The sequence below is a fragment of the Micromonospora haikouensis genome (assembly GCF_000876225.1).
GTDB classification, from domain to species: domain Bacteria; phylum Actinomycetota; class Actinomycetes; order Mycobacteriales; family Micromonosporaceae; genus Micromonospora; species Micromonospora haikouensis.
The window spans coordinates 818,574-836,051 of sequence record NZ_JXSX01000003.1 but is presented as its reverse complement, the minus strand read 5'-3'; the positions used below and the strand labels follow the sequence as shown (position 1 = coordinate 836,051).

The window sequence follows — 17,478 nt, the reverse complement described above, 5'->3', positions numbered from 1 at the left end:
ACGGAAGGCGGCGTGAGACGTGGCGACGAGCGGTGTGCGGAAACCGGCGGGCGGTGTGCGGCAGCAGGCGGGCGGCGCGGGGGAACCGGCGGGCGGCGGGCGGCGGCAGGCTCCCGGCGCGAAAGCACCGGTTGGCGCGGCTGAGCTGACCGGCGCGGAGGCGCTCGCGCTGCGGATGACCGCCCTGCTGCTGCGCCCCCACCCCACGGCCCGCCCCAAGGACGTGGCCGGGGTCGTCGAGTGGTTCGGCGCGATGCAGGCGCAGGACGCGGCGAGCGGCCTGTGGTCGCTCGGCCTGCGGCTGCCCGGCTGGACGCAGGCCGACGTGCAGGAGGCCCTGGAGCGGCGGGAGGCGCTGCGCACCTGGCCGATGCGGGGCACCGTGCACCTCGTGCCGTCCCGCGACGCCCGCTGGATGCTGGACGTCACCGGCGTGCGCACCCTGGCCGCCGCCGGGCCCCGCAGGGCGTTCCTCGGGCTCAGCCTGGCGGAGGCCGACCGGGCCGCCGACGTGCTCGGCGAGGCGCTGGCCGGCGGGACACGGATGACCCGGTCGCAGTGCCAGGGCACCCTCAACGCGGCCGGCATCGACACCACCGGCCAGCGCGGCTACCACCTGTTGTGGTACGCGGCCCAGAAGGGCGTCACCTGCATCGCCCCGCACGTCGGCACGGAGCAGACGTTCGCGCTGCTCGACGAGTGGGTGCCCGACCCGCACCGCCCCGACCGCGACGAGGCCCTCGGCATCCTCGCCCTGCGCTACTTCCGCAGCCACGGCCCCACCACCCGGCAGGACTTCGCCGGCTGGACGGGCCTGACCGCCACCGACGCGAAGCGGGGCATCGCCGCCGCCGGTGACGCGCTCACCAGCGTGACGGTCGACGGCGTCGAGGCGGTGGCCGACGCGGCCCTGCTCGACGCGCCCCGCACCCCGGTCGACGACGTGCACGCCCTGCCCGGCTTCGACGAATTCCTGCTGGGCTTCAAGGACCGGTCGCTGATGGTCGCCCCGGAGCACAAGCAGGCGATCATCCCCGGCGGCAACGGGGTGTTCCAGTCGACGGTGGTGCGCGGCGGCCGGGTGGCCGGCACCTGGAAGCGGACGCTGGGCAAGACGAAGGTCAAGGTGGCGGTGCGCCCGCTGGTCGACCTCGACGCCGCCACCCGGGAGCGGGTGGACGCGGCGCTGGCGGCGTACGCGGCGTTCGTCGGGCTCCCGCCGGCCGTGGAGTGGACCTGAGAGCCCCTCGCCTCAGCCCTCCACCCGGCTGTCACCGGGGCGCGAGGGTCACCGAGACCGCTCGCCGCTCGCGAAGCAGGTGCGAGGCCTGACGGATCGACAGCGGGAAGCGGGTTCCCCGAACCAGTAGACGTGGTCGGCAACGGCCGGATGCGGATCTGGGATCGAGATGCCGTCGAGGCATGGATCAGGGCGAACCGGCCACACCAACACGAGTAGGCCCACGGTTCGCCGTTCGCCGTTCGCCGCTCGCGCTCGCACGCGAAGCAAGATCGCGCTCGATCAGGGAATGAGTGGCGTCCCGCCAAGCCCAGAGGGCACTCTTTCCGGGATTGAGCACGACCTTGGGGCGATCGTTGGCCGGTTGTAGTGCAATCGCGTCGGCGTGTCGTGTCCCGGAGCCAGCCACCTTTCCCGGCGCGGTCCTTCGGTAGCGGGCCGATGAGCGAGCGCGGCGGGACGGGGTGGCGGGAGAGCGCCGCCGCAGGCCGGTGCGGCCCGCCCATAGCGCACGGGCCGGCAGCGGAATCGCTGCCGGCCCGGTCTCTGCGCGTGGTCAGTCGGCCAGCGCCCCGGACGACCGCCCCTCGTGCAGGGTCAGGTTCCGGCCCGTGGACGGGTCGAACAGGTGGATCTTCTCCAGGTTGAACCAGACCCGGCGGTCCTCGCCCTCGCGTACGGTCGACTCGGCCGACAGCCGGGTGACCAGGCTGGCCCCGCCGCCGCTGAAGTCGGCCCCGGCGTCGGCGGCCAGCTCCTCCAGCTCGGCGGCGCTGGCCCGCTCCCCCTCCAGCGTGAAGTAGACGTACTTGTCGGAGCCCATCGACTCGACGATGTCGACCGGCGCGGTGAACTCGGCGCCCCGGCGGCGGGTGTCGTCGTCGACCAGCTCGGCGTCCTCGAAGTGCTCGGGGCGGATGCCGAGGATCAGCTCACGCGGGGCGTCGCCGGCCTCCAGCTCGCGGCGGATCCGGTCGCCGATCGGCACGTCGCCGATCGCGGTGCGCAGCTTCCCGTCGTCGACGGCGGCGTGCAGGAAGTTCATCGACGGGGAGCCGATGAAGCCGGCGACGAAGAGGTTGCGCGGGTGGTCGTAGAGCTCCTGCGGCGGCCCGACCTGCTGGATCGCGCCGCCCCGCATGATCACCACCCGGTCGCCGAGGGTCATCGCCTCGGTCTGGTCGTGGGTGACGTAGACGGTGGTGGTGCCGAGTTGCTTCTGCAGCCGGGACACGACCGTGCGCATCTGCACCCGCAGCTTCGCGTCGAGGTTGGACAGCGGCTCGTCCATCAGGAACGCCTTGGGCTGGCGGACGATCGCCCGGCCCATCGCCACCCGCTGCCGCTGGCCCCCGGAGAGGTTGGCCGGCTTGCGGTCCAGCAGCGGGGTCAGCTCCAGCACCTTGGCCGCCTCCTCGACCTTGGAGTCGATCGTCTCCTTGTCGAGCTTGGCGAGCTTCAGCGGGAACGCCATGTTCTCCCGGACGGTCATGTTGGGGTAGAGCGCGTACGACTGGAACACCATCGCGATGTCCCGGTCCCGGGGGGCCTTGTCGTTGACCCGCTGGCCGCCGATGCGCAGCTCACCGGAGCTGATGTCCTCCAGCCCGGCGATCATGTTGAGGGTGGTGGACTTCCCGCAGCCGGAGGGGCCGACCAGGATGACGAACTCGCCGTCGGCGATCTCCAGGTCGACGTCCTGCACCGCCACGGTCCCGTCGGGGAACGACTTGCTCACCTTGTCCAGCACGATGTCAGCCATCACTACACCACCTATCCCTTGACTGCGCCGGAGGTCAGGCCGGAGACGATGCGGCGCTGGAAGAAGAGCACGAACGCGATGATCGGCACGGTGATCACCACGGCGGCGGCGCAGATGGCCCCGGTGGGGTCCTCGAACTGCGACTCGCCGGTGAAGAACGACAGCGCCACCGGCACCGTGCGGGCCCGCTCGGTGGAGGTGAGCGTGATGGCGAACAGGAAGTCGTTCCAGCAGAAGATGAAGACCAGGATCGCCGTGGTGAACAGCCCCGGTGCGGCCAGCGGGGCGATGACCCGCCGGAACGCCTGGCCCTGGGTGGCGCCGTCCATCTTCGCCGCCTTCTCCAGGTCCCACGGGATCTGCTTGAAGAACGCCGACAGCGTGTAGATCGCCAGCGGCAGGGCGAAGGTGATGTACGGCAGGATCAGCCCCGGCCAGGTGTCGAAGAGCCCGAGCTGCCGCTCGATCTCGAACAACGGCGACACCAGCGACACCTGCGGGAACATCGCGATCAGCAGGGAGACGCCGACGAGCAGCTTCTTGCCGGGGAAGTCCAGCCGGGAAATCGCGTACGCGGCCATGGCGCCGAGCACCACGGCGACCAGCGTGGCGATCAGGGCGATGCCGATCGAGTTGACCAGCGCGCGGACGAACTGGTCGGTGTCGAAGATCGACCGGTAGTTGTCCAGCGTCCACTCCCGGGGCCAGAACCTGCCGTCGGTGAGGGTGGCCGGGGTCTTGAACGACAGCGAGGCGATCCAGAGCACCGGGACCAGCGCGAAGACGACGACGATGACGTCCAGCAGGCCCCAGCGCAGCTTCGCCCGCGTGGTGGTGTCGGCCATGTCAGCGCCTCTCCCCGTCGTCGCTGCCGGGGGCAGCGGTGCCGAACAGCTTCACGAAGACGAACGCGATGACCGCCACCGTGAGGAAGATCAGCACGGACATCGTGGACCCAATGCCGAGGTTGAGGCCCCGGATCAGGTTGTTGTAGGCCAGCATCGACACCGAGGAGGTCTCGTTGCCGCCGGCGGTGAGCACGTAGATGTTGTCGAAGACCCGGAACGCGTCGAGCGTGCGGAACAGCAGGGCGACCAGGATCGCCGGCTTCATCACCGGCAGCATGACCTTGGTGAACCGCTGCCACGCGGTCGCGCCGTCGGTGGACGCCGCCTTGAGCAGGTCCTCCGGCACTAGGGCCAGGCCGGCCATCAGCAGCAGCGCCATGAACGGGGTGGTCTTCCAGATCTCCGCGAGCATGATGATCGCCAGGGAGCTGGCCCGCTCGGTCAGCGGCGCGCCGTCGCCGAACAGGTTGGCCAGGTAGCCGGTGCCCGGCGTCCACGCGTACCGCCAGGAGAACGCGGCGACGACCGTGACGATCCCGTACGGGATGAGCGCGGCGGTGCGCACGATGCCCCGACCGACCAGCGTCCGGTGCATGATCAGCGCCAGCCCCATGCCGAGGACCAGCTCGACGGCTACGGTGACGACGGTGATCAGCATGGTGACCCCGAACGCCGTCCACCAGAACTCGTTGGTCAGCACGGTCGCGTAGTTCTCCAGCCCGACGAACTTCCGCTCGTCGGGGAAGCGCAGGTCGTAACGCTGCAACGACAGCCAGATCGAGTAGCCGATCGGGTAGGCGGTGACCAGCACCATGACCAGCGCGGCCGGGGCGCAGAGCAGCCAGCCGAGCTTCCGTTCGGCCCGCTTGTTCTCGCTCAGCGGGGCCGTGGCCCGCCGGCCGGCCCGCTGGGCGGGGACCGGGGCGCGCCGGCCGGCGGTGTCGGCCTCGTCGGCCGCGACCGGGGTGGCGTTGACGCTCACGGCAGCACCCCCTTCGATTCGAGGGCGTCGGCGATGGCGTCGCGCAGCTCGTCGGCGGTCTGCTCGGGGCGGATCGCCGACGGCGGCGACAGGATCGCCGACATCACCGTGGAGATGCTCTGGTAGGCCGGGGTCAGCGGGCGCGTCGCCGGCTCCTTCAGCTCCTCCAGGATGGTCTCCTTCATCGGGTACGCCTCGGCCATCTCCGGGTCGTCGTAGACCCGCTCGATGGTGGGCGGCACGCCGTCGTTGACGGCGGAGAACTTCTGGTTCTTCGCGTTGCGCAGGCACTTGGCGGCCTCGAAGGACTCCGCCGGGTGCGTCGAGTACGCGCTGACGGCCAGGTTGACGCCGCCGATGGTGACCTTGCTGGGGGTGTCGGCGTCGATCCCCGGGATGCGCGCCCACCTGACCTTCTTTGCCAGCTCCGGGTCGGCCTCCTGCAGCGCCGGGTAGACGAAGGGCCAGTTGACCTGGAACGCGCCCTTGCCGGACTGGAACTCCAGCCGGACCGGGTCCTCAGTGGCGTTGCTGAACGACGGCGACGTCACGCCGGACGTGGCGAAGCGCCGGAGCTGGTCGAGCGCGGTGACGGTGCCGGCGTCCATGACCGCCTGCTTGCCGTCGTCGCTGAGGATCTTGCCACCCGCGCTCTCGGCGAGGGTGTTGTAGAGGACGACGAGGCCCTCGTACTGGGCGCCCATGGTGAGCACCTGGTACGGCTTGCCCTGCGCCTTCAGGTCCTGGGCCTGTTTGATCATGTCGTCCCAGGTCTTCGGGGCGTCCGGCACCAGGTCGGTGCGGTACCACAGGAGCTGGACGTTGGTGTTCTTCGGCGCCCCGTACAGCTTGTCCTGGTAGCGGGCGGTGTCCAGCGGCCCGGCGAGGGTGCCCTCCTCCGCCTCGGTCCGGTCCTGCCCGGTCCACTCGCGGATCCAGTCGGCGCTGGCGAACTCCTGCGTCCAGGTGACGTCGAGGCCGAGCACGTCCATCCCGGTGTCCCCGGCGGCGAGCCGGCGGACCAGTTGCACCCGCTGGTCGTCGGCCTGGCGCGGGAGCACCCGGTAGGCGATGCGGTAGCGCCCCTGCGCCTGGGTGTTGCAGTCGTCGACGACCTTCTGCAGGTTCTGCTCGGGCGGGTAGTACAGGTTGATGGTGGGCGTGCCGCCGTCGCCGCCGGAGCCGCACGCGGCCAGCGGCGCGACCAGCGCGAGCGCGGTGGCGGCCGCCGCCGCCCGGGCGGCGGGTCGGCGCCGATGTCGGGCCGGATCTGTCATCGCCCTCCCCCTCTCTTCGGCGAAGAGCCGGGGAGGTCACCCGTGCCCCGGCGCACGGCGAGACGGTCGGGAGCGGACCGGACACCGGCCCACCCCGGGCGTTTCGTGCGGGCAACACTGCCCGACCTGCGAAGCCGCGAAACCTGGCGGCAACGCGCACGACCCACGATCGCCGTTCGTCCGGTTCGTCCCCCCGGTGACCGGCGGGCGACGGCACGAGGGCGGCGGGCGACGGAGGCCCGGCGCGACGGTGCGCTGCGGGGCGGGTCGGTGCGCCGTACGCTCGGCCGATGGACGCCACCTTCTTCTTCGACCCGGCCTGCCCGTGGACCTGGCGCACCTCGCGCTGGCTGGTGGCCGTGGCCGACGCCCGCGGCCTGGCCGTCGAGTGGCGGGCGTTCAGCCTGGCCATCCTCAACGGGGGCGACGTGCCGCCGCAGTTCGCCGAGGCGATGGCCGCCTCCGGCCGGGCGCTGCGGCTGGTGGAGGCGCTGCGCGCCGAGGGCCGCCACGACGACGCCGGCCGCTTCTACGCCGCGCTGGGCGGGCGCACCCACGACGCGGGCAACCCGCTGTCGGACAAGCTGGTGGACGACGCCGTCGCGGCGGCCGGGCTCGCCGCCGCCGCGCCGGCCCTCGACGACGACCGGTGGGACGAGGCGGTACGCAGGTCGCACGCCCTGGCGTACGGCTCGGCGGGGCCGGACATCGGCTCGCCGGTGCTGATGGTGCCCGGCGTGGAGCGCGGCCTGCACGGGCCGATCCTCACCGAGGTCCCCGGCACCGACGACGCGCTGACCGTGTGGGACGCGCTGCTGCCGCTGCTGCGGCTCCCGGCGTTCCACGAGATCAAGCGCGGCCGCCGCTGACGCCCCCGCCCGGGCCGATGCCCGGGTGACCCGGGTGGCACGGCCCGTCCGGCGCATCGGACACGTGCGCGGGGAGGCTTCCGGGTGTCCGTCGGTTCGACTAGCGTTTGCCGGGAGTTCCCCCGGACTCAACTGCCAGCGCGTCGCCGTCGAAGTCGATACGCCTCCGGCCCATCCCCGCCTGCCCGAACGGTGGGTAATCGAGCGAACCCCCCGCTGCCGGTCCACCGGTTGGGCAGGATCGTTGACGACGAGGAGGTGCCGTCGTGCAGGACACCCGCGCTCTCGCCCTGACGTTCGAGGTGAGCGGCCTGCCCCCGGTGAAGACCGAAGCCCTGTCCATCTTCGCCGCCGGCCACCGGCAGGCGACGAGGGTCCGGGCCCTGCTCCTGGCGGCCTGCTCGGCGGCCCAGCGCACCGGCTGGACCCCGTTGGGCGGGCCGGTGGAGGTGGAGTTGACCCTGCGGTGTCCGCCGGGGCACCGCACCTCCGACGCCAGCACCCTGCTCGGCGGCATCTGCGCGGTGCTGCAGGACAAGAAGAGGGTCGCCACCATCGGCCTGACCCACCTCGGGGTCCTCGCCGACGTCGCCCTCTACACCGACGACCGGCAGATCCGCCGGCTGTCGTACCTGGAGGAACCGGCGGAGGAGTTCTCCTACCGGGTGCGGGTGGCCGCCGTGCCGGCAGTGGTTTGACCGACGTCCGCGGTGGGGTACCGCGGACGCCGACGAAGGGAGCGCCGATGTCGGAGCCACATGTCACGCTCGATCCGAGCGGGCTCGACCCCGTGCAGCAGAAGCTGCGGGGCCCGCTGGAGGATCAGCTGACCTCGGCCCTGCAGGCGGCCACGGGACGGGTCCGGTCGAGCTACGCGGGCGAGCCGGTCGAGCAGGTCTGCCAGCGGCTGCTGGACGAGACCCGGGCCGGGCTGCACCCCGACATCGCGGCCGGCTTCCAGCCGGACATGGACGAGTTCTGCCGGGTGGCCGTGGCGATCGTGCGCGGCGAGGTCTCCTGACCGCCGGCACGGTCAGGACCGGGTCCGCAACTCCCCGGTCCTGACCCACCAGCCGTCCGGTGTGGCAGCGGATCGCCGCCGGTGGGCGCGCGGGCGGGACACGCCGCCCACGCCAGGCCCACCGGCGGCGATGCGGCCCGCCTGCACTCAGCTCCACGGTGCGCCACCGCCGGACTTCGGCGCGTTCCCGGCTCACCCCGAGGAGCCGCGAACGCCGGGTCAGGTTAGGCAGCGCGGCCGGGGCGGTACAAGCCGTCCGGGCCGCCCACGGCGGCGTTTGCCGACCAGGCCGAAATCCGGCAGGAGGGCGTAACACGGGCAGCGGCGCGGGCGCTGTTCCCCCTCGGGAGCGGGTGCGTCCGGCGGGCCCGCGGTCGGCCCGGGCGCGGCCGGCCCCAAGCCCCGGTCGGGCCGGCGCGGGGCCAGGCCCGCGACCTCGGTCGGGCGGCGACGCCGGGCGGCCGGGAGCCTCAGAAGTGCCGCAGCAGGTCGCCGAACGCGGCCAGCCGCAGCACCCCCGGGTCGGTCGGGTCGAGGTCGTCGTCCTCCAGCACCCAGGTGTTCTCGTTGGGGATGAACACCGCCCACATGCCGGCGGCCCGCGCCGGCAGGATGTCCGACTTCGGGGAGTTGCCGATCATCCAGGCGGCCCCCGGGTCGAAGCCGTGCTCCCCGACGAGCCACCGGTAGGTGTCGACGTTCTTCTCCCGCACGATGTGCGCGGCGTGGAAGTGGTGCAGCAGCCCGGACGCGTCGAGCTTGCGCTGCTGCTCCTCCCGGTCGCCCTTGGTGAGCAGCAGCAGCCGGTGCCGCTCGGCGAGCGCGTCGAGCGTCGCGGCCACCCCGGGCATCAGCTCAACCTGGTGGTTGACCAGCGCCTCGGCCAGGGCGTCGATCTCCCGGCGCTCCGCGGCGGAGGCGGGCCGCTGGCGCAGCCGCTCCAGGCACTCGCCCAGGCTGCGCAGGAAGACCTTGCTGCCGTAGCCGTGGACGGCCGCGTTGGCCCGTTCGATGTCGTCGAGGATGGCGCGGATCTGCGCCCGGTCCAGCGTCGGATGGTCCAGCCAGCCGAGGAAGTCGTCGATGACCCGCTCGAAGACGACGTTGTTCTCCCACAGCGTGTCGTCGGCGTCGAAGACCAGCACCTGCGCGTCCCGCCGGCCCGGCGTGTCCTGTCGCATGCCTCTCCCCTCCCCTTGGCCCGGGACACCGTACTGCCGGCGGCGCGGCGCGGGCACGCCGTTTCACGCCGGGTCGGCCCCCCGGCGGTGGCGCAGGGTGAGGATGAGGTCGGCGACCAGGGCCGTCCAGCCCGTCTGGTGCCACGCGCCCAGGCCCGCGCCGTTGTCCCCGTGGAAGTACTCCGGGAAGCTGATCAGATCCCGCCAGTCGGGGTGGGTCTGGAAGAGCTGGGCGGCGCCGTAGATGGGCCGCCGCCCCCAGCCGTCCCGGGTGAACAGCGAGATCAGCCGGGTGGAGAGGTCGTCGGCGATCTCGTCGAGGGTCCGCTTCACCCCCGAGCGGGTCGGATACTCCACCTGGAGGTCGTCGCCGAAGAACGCCGCGTAGTCGCGCAGGGCGCTGATCAGCAGAAAGTTCGTCGGCATCCAGATCGGGCCGCGCCAGTTGGAGTTGCCGCCGAACAGGCCGCTGGTCGACTCGGCCGGCTCGTAGCCGACGCTGAACTCCTGGCCGCCGAGGGTGACGGCGAACGGCTTGTCCAGGTGGGCCCGGCTGAGCGTGCGCAGGCCGTACTCGGAGAGGAACTCCTCGGTGTCGAGCATCCGCGCCAGCAGCCGGACGATCTTCTCCGGGCCGACCATGGTCAGCAGCCGCTGCTGGCGGCCGTCCGGGCCGATGCGGCGGGCGCCGATCACGTCGGCGTACTCGGGGCGGTGGGTCAGGAACCAGCGCAGCCGGGCCCCCAGCTCGGGCAGCCGGCGCAGCGTACGCGCGGTGAGCCGGGTGGTCGCCGCCAGCGGCAGCAGCCCCACCACCGAGCGGACCTTCAGCGGCACCTGGCTGCCGTCGGCCAGCCGCAGCACGTCGTAGAAGAACGCGTCCTCGTCGTCCCAGAGCCCCTGGTCGTACGCGGCGGCGGCGATGTAGGCGAAGTGCTCGAAGAACTTGGTGGCCGTGTCGACCCAGGTGCGGTCCTGCTCGGCGAGCACGACGGCGATGTCGAGCAGGTTGAGCGCGTACATGGCCATCCAGCCCGTGCCGTCGGACTGCTCCAGCGTGCCGGCCACCGGCAGCGCCGCCGAGCGGTCGAACGGGCCGACGTTGTCCAGCCCGAGGAAGCCGCCCTCGAAGACGTTGTTGCCGCCGGTGTCCTTGCGGTTGACCCACCAGGTGAAGTTGAGCAGCAGCTTGTGCATGACGCGGGCCAGGAACTCGTGGTCGCGGGAGCCGTCGATCTCGAAGACCTTCAGCGCGGCCCAGGCGTGCACGGGCGGGTTCACGTCGCCGAACGCCCACTCGTACGCCGGGATCTGCCCGTTGGGGTGCAGGTACCACTCGCGGAGCAGGAGCAGCACCTGCGACTTGGCGAACCCGGGGTCGACGCGGGCGATGCTGACGCAGTGGAAGGCCAGGTCCCAGGCCGCGTACCAGGGGTATTCCCACGGGTCCGGCATGGAGATCACGTCGAAGCTGGTCATGTGCCACCAGTGGCTGTTGCGCCCGTGCCGGCGGCCGGCGGGGGGCGTGGAGCCGGGGTCGCCCTCCAGCCACCGCTTCACGTCGAAGTGGTAGAACTGCTTGCCCCACATCAGCCCGGCGATGGCCTGCCGGGCGACGAGGGCCTCGTCGGCGGTGGCGGCGGCCGGGATGACGCCGTCGAAGAACCGGTTCGCCTCGGCGCGCCGCGCCCACACCACCGCGTCGAAGCCGGCCGCCAGGTCGGCGGCCGGCGGCGGCGTCCCACCGGGCGGCGGCGCGGTGCGGGTCAGCCGCAGCCGGATCTGCCGGTGCCCGCCGGCCGGCACGTCGAGGACGTAGTGCAGCGCCCCCTTGGTGCCCTCACGGTCGGGGTTGACCGTGGCCGCGCCGTTCACCACGTGGTCGTTGATGCCGTCCTTCGGGTACGGCGAGCGGCCGGGCAGCCCCCAGAGCCGCTCGGCGTTGGTGTCGTTGTCGCAGAGCAGCGGCACCGGATCGCCGTCGCCCTCCAGCAGGATCTGGCCGAGCACCCAGTGCTCGCCGACGAGCCGGGCGCCGACGCCGTCCCCGGCGGCGGAGCCGACGAGCCGGGGCACCCGGTCCCCGCCGGGCAGGCCCCACGCCCACGTGTTGCGGAACCACAGCGACGGCAGCACGTGCAGCCGCTCGTCGGTGTCGCCCCGGTTGGCGACGGTCACCACGATGCACATGTCCGTCGGGGACGCCTTGGCGTAGTCGACGGTGACCGCCCAGTACCGGTCGTCGTCGAAGATCCCCGTGTCGACCAGCTCGTACTCGGTGTCGTCGCGGCCGCGCAGCGCGTTGACGGCGACCAGCTCGTCGTACGGGAAGGCGGCCTGCGGGTAGTGGTAGCGCCAGCGCATCCACGAGTGGGTGGGCGTGGAGTCCAGGTACCACCAGTATTCCTTGGCGTCCTCGCCGTGGTTGCCGCCGTCGCCGCCGAGGCCGAACATCCGTTCCTTGAGGATCGGGTCGCGGCCGTTCCACAGGGCGAGGGCGAAGCAGAACGTCTGTCGGTCGTCGCACACGCCCGCCATGCCGTCCTCGCTCCAGCGGTAGGCTCTGGACCGCGCGTGGTCGTGGGGGAAGTAGTCCCACGCCGTGCCGTGCTCGCTGTAGTCCTCCCGTACCGTCCCCCACGCCCGCTCGGACAGATAGGGACCCCATGCGCGCCAGTCCTGCTCCCCGGAGTCGGCCTGGGCGAGCCGGAGCCGTTCGGCGTCGGGTGCGGGCGCATGGGAGGGAGGCACGTCGGTGATCACGTGCCTATCTTCGGTGCCGCCGGGGTACTTCACCACAGCGGCCATTCTCGTCGTGGCGTGTTACACCTCGCCGCCGCTGGAGGAAAGTTGATCGACATTCGTTTCGGTCCGCAGGTGTGCGGGGAGCTGACGGGTGGGGCCACCAGGGAGTGGTTGGTCCCGGACGGCCTGGGTGGCTACGCCATGGGCACCGTGAGCGGGCTGCGCACGCGCCGCTACCACGGGTTGCTGGTGGTCGCCGGTCACACCCCGGCGTCCCGGAACGTGGGACTGGTAAGTCTCGATCCGGCGGTCGTCCTCCCCTCCGGGGCGCGGCTGCGCCTCGGCGCGCACGAGTGGTCCTCCGGCGACGTCGACCCGCGCGGCTTCGAGCTGTTGGAGCGCTTCGACCTCACCGACGGGTTGCCGCGCTGGCGGTGGCGGATCGGCGACGTGGTCATCGAGCGCGAGCTGGCCATGGCGTACGGGCGCTCGTGCGTGGCGGTGGTGCACCGGCTGGTGTCCGGCGGCCCGGTCCGGCTCGACCTGTCGGCGGCCTGTACCTGGCGCGACGCGCACGGCGAGCGGCGCGCCGACGGCCCCGCGCCCCGGGTCGAGCCGGTGGACGGCGGCGCGGTGGTGGAGGGCGCGTTCCGCCTCGCCGGGCCGGACTGGACCCCGGAGGGACAGTGGTGGCTCGGGGTGCACCACCGCGAGGAGGCGGCCCGGGGCCTGCACCCGGACGACGACGTCTGGCACGCCGGGCGGTTCTCCGGCGCGCTGGAGCGCCCCGGCGACACGGTGTCGGTGCTCGCCTGGGCGGGCGACCTGGCCGCCACGCCGCCCCCGGCGGAGGAGGTCGTCGCGGCGGCGCGGCGGCGCAACCGGCAGGTGGTGGCGCGGGCCGAGCCGGCGGACGCGGTCGAGGCCACCCTCGCGTTGGCCGCCGACGCGTTCGTCGTGCGCACCGCCGCCGGCCCGGACGTGGTCGCCGGCTACCCGTGGTTCGGCGCGTGGTCGCGGGACACCATGACCTCGTACGAGGGGTTGTTCCTGTGCGCGAACCGGGCCGACGAGGGCCGGGAGCTGCTGCGGGCGTACGCGGCGACGCTGTCGGAGGGGATGCTCGCCAACACGGCCGACACGGGGCGGGTCGAATACAACACGGTCGACGCCGCCCTGTGGTTCCTGCACGCGGTGAGCCGGCACGTCACCGTCACCGGCGACACCGACCTCGGCGACGAGCTGCTGCCGGCGCTACGCGGGATCGTCGACGCGTACCTGGCCGGCACCCGGTACGGCATCGCCGTCGACCCGGCCGACGGCCTGGTCACCCAGGGCGGCACCCCGGGCACGGCGCTGACCTGGATGGACGCCCGGGTGTACGGGGTGCCGGTCACCCCCCGCACGGGCAAGCCGGTGGAGATCAACGCGCTGTGGGTCAACGGGCTCGCGGGGCTCGCCGAGCTGACGGAGCTGGCCGGCGGCGACGCCGCCGAGCTGTGGCGGCTGCACGCCCGGGCCACCGCGTCGTTCGCCGCGCGGTTCCCGTCCCCGGTCGGCTGGCTGCACGACGTGGTGGACGCGCCCGCGCCGGCGTACCCGCTGGGCGGCGCGCCGTTCCACGACGACGACCTGCTGCGCCCCAACCAGCTGCTGGCCTGGTCGCTGCCGTACGCGCCGCTGGAGCCGGACGAGCCGACGCTGCGCCGGGTCGCCGCCGGGCTGCTCACGCCGCTGGGCCCGCGCAGCCTCGCCCCCGACCAGCCCGGCTACACCGGCCGGCACCGGGGCGGGCCGGCCGAGCGCGACGGCGGCTACCACCAGGGCACGGTGTGGCCGTGGCTGCTCGGGCCGTACGTGGACGCGGCCCGCCGGGCGAAGCTGCCGGTGGACGACCTGTTCGTCGGCGTGGAGGCCCACCTGACCGAGTACGGGCTGGGGTCGGTCAGCGAGACGGCCGACGGCGCGGCCCCGCACGCGGCGACGGGCTGCCCGTTCCAGGCGTGGTCGGTGGCGGAGGTGCTACGCGCCCGGCGGGTGCGCCGGTAGGCCCTTCCGGGTCCGCCGGTAGCGCTTTACATCCCGGCAACGGCGACGTCTCCGCTGGTTATCCGGCCCGGTGCAGGATGGGCCCGAGATCCAGGGCTGGTCGGCGGCATCCGTTTTCCACGGGTGCGGCCGGCCCGCGCGCCGGAGACAATTCCAAGGGGGCCGCATGTCACCTGACGCCGAAGTGATCGACATCAACCCGGCCCGGCACCAGCGGGTGCTCATCCTCTCCTGGGAATACCCGCCGGTGCTCGTCGGCGGCCTCGGCCGCCACGTGCACGCCCTCTCCGTCGCCCTCGCCGCCGCCGGCCACGAGGTCACCGTCGTCACCCGCCACGCCGACGGCGCACCCCTGGAGGAGTACGCCGACGGCGTCCGCGTCCTGCGCGCCGCCGAGGACCCCGTCGCCTTCCCCCTGGCCACCGGCAGCCTCCTGGCCTGGACCATGGCCTTCAACCACACCCTCACCCGCGCCGCCCTGCGCGCCACCGAATCCGGCTCCTACGACGTCATCCACGCCCACGACTGGCTCGTCGCGCACACCGCGATCACCCTCGCCGAGCACCTGGACCTGCCGCTGGTGACCACGATCCACGCGACGGAGGCGGGCCGGCACCAGGGCTGGCTGCCGCAGGAGATGAACCGCACCATCCACGGCGTCGAGCACTGGATCAGCGGCGAGTCGACGCGGGTGATCGCCTGCTCCGGCTACATGCGTGACCAGATCGGCCGCCTGTTCGACGTGCCGGCCGCCCGGGTCGACGTGGTGGCGAACGGGGTGGACGACCGGGTCTGGCGGGCCCGGCCCCGGGCGGTCGCCTCGGCGCGGGCCCGGTTCGCCGGCGACGGTCCCCTGGTCGGGTACGCGGGCCGGCTCGTCTACGAGAAGGGCGTGCAGCACCTGATGCACGCCGTGCCGTACCTGCGCGAGCGGCACCCGGGGCTGCGGGTGGTGATCGCCGGCGACGGCCCGTACCGGCAGGAGCTGGTGGAGCAGGCGCACCGGCTGCACCTGGGCGACACGGTGCGCTTCGCCGGCTTCCTGGACTCCACCCAGCTCCCGGCCATGCTGGCCGCCACCGACGCGACCGTGGTGCCGAGCCTCTACGAGCCGTTCGGGATGGTCGCCCTGGAGGCCGCCGCGGCCGGCGCGCCCCTGGCCGTCGCCTCGACGGGCGGGCTCGCCGAGATCGTCGAGCCCGGGGTCACCGGGGTGACGTTCCCGCACAGCGACCCGGACGCACTGGCGGGCGCGGTCGACCGGCTCATCGGCGACGAGGTCTTCGCCCGCCGGGTGGCCCGCCGGGCCCGGACGATGGTCAGCGAGCGGTACGGCTGGGCGACCATCGCGGCCCACACCGCGAGCAGCTACGCCGCCGCCCGCCGCGAGCACGGTTCGTTCCAGGCCCGGCGGGCGGCGAGCCGGCTGGGCGCGGGTCGACCCCGGATCGCCATCCCGGAGGGGAACCTGCTGGCGGCCGGGCACGCGGCCTGCTGACGGGTTGCCGACCTGTCGTCCGATTGGTCCCTGCCGATCCGCTGGCTATGGTGTACGTCCGCCAGCGGTGAGGAGAACGGTGCAGCAGGTAGTGATCGGCGGCCGGTACCGCCTGCTCGACCTCGTGGGTCGCGGCGGCATGGGCAAGGTGTGGCGTGCCAGGGACGAGATGCTGCACCGCGACGTCGCGGTCAAGCAGGTCGTCCCGCCGGCCGTGCTGGCCGGCGACGAGCTCGACGAGTTGCGCCTGCGCACGCTGCGGGAGGCGCGCACGACGGCGCGGCTCAACCACCCCAACGTGGTCCGGGTCTACGACGTGGTGCCGGTCGACGGCGACCCGTGGTTGATCATGGAGTACGTGCCGTCCCGGTCGTTGCAGCACATCCTGGACACGTCCGGGCCGCTGCCGCCGCGGCGGGCCGCGGCGATCGGGCTGGCGCTGCTGGCCGCGCTGCGTGCCGCGCACCAGGCCGGCGTGCTGCACCGCGACGTCAAGCCGGCCAACGTGCTCGTCGCCCACGACGGGCGGGTGATGCTCACCGACTTCGGGCTCGCCGTCTTCGACGGCGGGGACGGGGTGATGACCCGGCCGGGGCTGGTGCTCGGCTCCCCGCAGTTCGTCGCCCCGGAGCGGGCCGCCGAGGGGATCTCCAGCGTGGAGGCCGACATGTGGTCGCTCGGCGCGACGCTGCACGCGGCCGTGGAGGGCAAGTCCCCGTACGCCCGCAGCACCGCGATGGCGACGCTGAGCGCCCTGGCCACCCGGCCGCCGGACCCGGCCCCGCACGCCGGGCCGCTGCGGCCGGTCCTGGTCGGCCTGCTGCGCCGGGACCCACGGCAGCGCATCGACCACGAGGAGACGCAGCGCCGCCTGGCCCAGGCCGCCGCGCCGGGCGCCGAGCCCTCGCCGGTCACGGTGGCCCCACAGGCCACGGTGGTTCCGCCGGACGCGGTCCCGCCGGACGGCCCGGCCGGGCCCGCCGAGGCGGACCGGCTGGTCGTGCCGGGCTGGTCGGCCGGGCCGCCGGGGCGGGACGCAACGGCGGGCCGGAGGCCGGCGGGGAGGGGCCCGGCGCGGGACGGGCCGACGCCGACCGCGCCGACGGACACCGCCGCCCCGGCCGCCCCGGTGTCGGCCGACGTCCCGTTCGTCATCGTGCCGGCCGGGCCGGCGGACGTCGCCGCGCCGGCCGGGCGGCGCTGGCCGCTGGTCGTGTCCGGCGTGGCGGTCACGCTGGTGGTCGCGCACCTCGTCGTGTTCGCGTTGTTCAGCCCCCACACCCGACGCGAGGCGACGCCACCGGCCACCCCGGGGGCCGCGCCGAGCCCGCCGACCTCCGGACCGATCGTGCCGCCGCTGCGCGCGGGTGTCGCGCCCCCGCCCTTCCCCTGCCTGCGGCCCTACCCGTTCGGCGAGCCACCCCCGACCGTCGCGCCGGCCCCGGACGAGCCGCTGCGCCCGCCGTCGGACTGGTCCTGGTACGCCGACCCGGCCGGGTTCCGGCTCGCCCTACCGCCCGGCTGGCGGCAGTACCGGGACGGGAACGCGGTCTGTTTCCAGGACCCGTCGGCCCGACGGATCCTGACCGTCTCCCCGGCGGACGACCCGGCCGCCGCCCCGCTGGAGCAGCTGCGCGCGAACGAGCGCCGGGCGAAGGAGGCGGGCGCCCTCCCCCGGTACGCGAAGATCCGGCTGGCGGAGGTGGCGGGCCGGGGGGCGGAGTGGGAGTGCACCTGGGACGCGCCGATGGGGGCGCGCCTGCGCGGGGCGCAGCTGATCCCGTTCGGCACCCGCTCGTGGTCGCTGGCCTGGAGCGGCCCCGAGGTGGAGTGGGACGCCGGCGCGGCCGAGCGGGAGACGATGCGGTCCACTTTCCGGGCCGGCGGCACGGCCTGAGCCGGCGGGGCCGCCCCACGCGCCCGGATGGCGACACCGTCCGGTGTGGACCGTCCAGGTGATTGCTCCCCGGCGGCGACTCTGCCAGAGTGGCGTAGTTTGTGGATCA

General features: G+C 73.6%; 13 protein-coding genes. 7 read left to right on the top strand and 6 right to left on the bottom strand.

Translation table 11 applies throughout. The features are described from left to right. Nucleotides 1-19 precede the first annotated feature (19 nt). Nucleotides 20-1,240 carry a winged helix DNA-binding domain-containing protein gene (locus tag TK50_RS25300; RefSeq protein WP_422119957.1) on the top strand — a complete coding sequence of 407 codons (1,221 nt, stop codon included), beginning with the start codon at nucleotides 20-22 and terminating at the stop codon, nucleotides 1,238-1,240. Between the two features lie 556 nt (nucleotides 1,241-1,796). On the opposite strand, the gene TK50_RS25295 is transcribed toward TK50_RS25300, so the two are convergent. Genes TK50_RS25295 through TK50_RS25280 form a run of 4 tightly spaced genes read right to left on the bottom strand, consistent with a single transcriptional unit; the run spans nucleotide 1,797 to nucleotide 6,109 of the window. Next, nucleotides 1,797-3,002: an ABC transporter ATP-binding protein gene (locus tag TK50_RS25295; RefSeq protein WP_043967707.1), complete on the bottom strand. Its 1,206-nt coding sequence runs from the start codon at nucleotides 3,000-3,002 to the stop codon at nucleotides 1,797-1,799. A gap of 11 nt (nucleotides 3,003-3,013) precedes the next feature. After that, nucleotides 3,014-3,847, bottom strand: coding sequence for a carbohydrate ABC transporter permease (locus TK50_RS25290; RefSeq protein ID WP_043967705.1), 834 nt, complete (start codon nucleotides 3,845-3,847; stop codon nucleotides 3,014-3,016). Between the two features lies 1 nt (nucleotide 3,848). Further along, a complete protein-coding gene (locus TK50_RS25285) occupies nucleotides 3,849-4,832 on the bottom strand; it encodes a carbohydrate ABC transporter permease (RefSeq protein WP_043967703.1) in 984 nt (327 codons plus the stop codon). Continuing rightward, the gene (locus TK50_RS25280; protein ID WP_043967701.1) at nucleotides 4,829-6,109 is read right to left on the bottom strand and encodes an ABC transporter substrate-binding protein; all 1,281 of its coding nucleotides are present in this window, start codon (nucleotides 6,107-6,109) and stop codon (nucleotides 4,829-4,831) included. Before TK50_RS25280 ends, TK50_RS25285 begins: the two co-directional genes overlap by 4 nt. 290 nt (nucleotides 6,110-6,399) lie before the next feature. On the opposite strand from TK50_RS25280, the gene TK50_RS25275 reads away from it, so the two are divergent. From TK50_RS25275 to TK50_RS25265, 3 genes are all read left to right on the top strand, one after another. Then, nucleotides 6,400-6,978, top strand: a complete 579-nt coding sequence (locus TK50_RS25275; protein WP_043967699.1) for a DsbA family protein — start codon at nucleotides 6,400-6,402, stop codon at nucleotides 6,976-6,978. A 266-nt stretch (nucleotides 6,979-7,244) separates the two neighbouring features. Beyond that, the gene (locus TK50_RS25270) at nucleotides 7,245-7,676 is read left to right on the top strand and encodes a RusA family crossover junction endodeoxyribonuclease (protein ID WP_043967698.1); all 432 of its coding nucleotides are present in this window, start codon (nucleotides 7,245-7,247) and stop codon (nucleotides 7,674-7,676) included. A gap of 47 nt (nucleotides 7,677-7,723) precedes the next feature. Beyond that, on the top strand, nucleotides 7,724-7,999 hold the full coding sequence (locus TK50_RS25265; RefSeq protein WP_043967697.1) for a hypothetical protein: 276 nt from the start codon (nucleotides 7,724-7,726) through the stop codon (nucleotides 7,997-7,999). A gap of 470 nt (nucleotides 8,000-8,469) precedes the next feature. On the opposite strand, the gene TK50_RS25260 is transcribed toward TK50_RS25265, so the two are convergent. After that, the gene (locus TK50_RS25260; RefSeq protein ID WP_043967696.1) at nucleotides 8,470-9,180 is read right to left on the bottom strand and encodes an HAD family hydrolase; all 711 of its coding nucleotides are present in this window, start codon (nucleotides 9,178-9,180) and stop codon (nucleotides 8,470-8,472) included. A gap of 63 nt (nucleotides 9,181-9,243) precedes the next feature. Beyond that, entirely contained in the window at nucleotides 9,244-11,988 is a 2,745-nt protein-coding gene (locus TK50_RS25255) for an MGH1-like glycoside hydrolase domain-containing protein (protein ID WP_043967695.1), read from the bottom strand. 42 nt (nucleotides 11,989-12,030) lie between these two features. Between TK50_RS25255 and TK50_RS25250 the strand changes: the two genes are divergently transcribed. From TK50_RS25250 to TK50_RS25240, 3 genes are all read left to right on the top strand, one after another. Beyond that, a complete protein-coding gene (locus TK50_RS25250) occupies nucleotides 12,031-13,974 on the top strand; it encodes an amylo-alpha-1,6-glucosidase (protein ID WP_043967694.1) in 1,944 nt (647 codons plus the stop codon). Between the two features lie 166 nt (nucleotides 13,975-14,140). After that, nucleotides 14,141-15,472: a glycosyltransferase family 4 protein gene (locus TK50_RS25245; RefSeq protein ID WP_144420384.1), complete on the top strand. Its 1,332-nt coding sequence runs from the start codon at nucleotides 14,141-14,143 to the stop codon at nucleotides 15,470-15,472. 79 nt (nucleotides 15,473-15,551) lie between these two features. Then, nucleotides 15,552-17,369: a serine/threonine-protein kinase gene (locus TK50_RS25240; protein ID WP_043967693.1), complete on the top strand. Its 1,818-nt coding sequence runs from the start codon at nucleotides 15,552-15,554 to the stop codon at nucleotides 17,367-17,369. Nucleotides 17,370-17,478 lie beyond the last annotated feature (109 nt).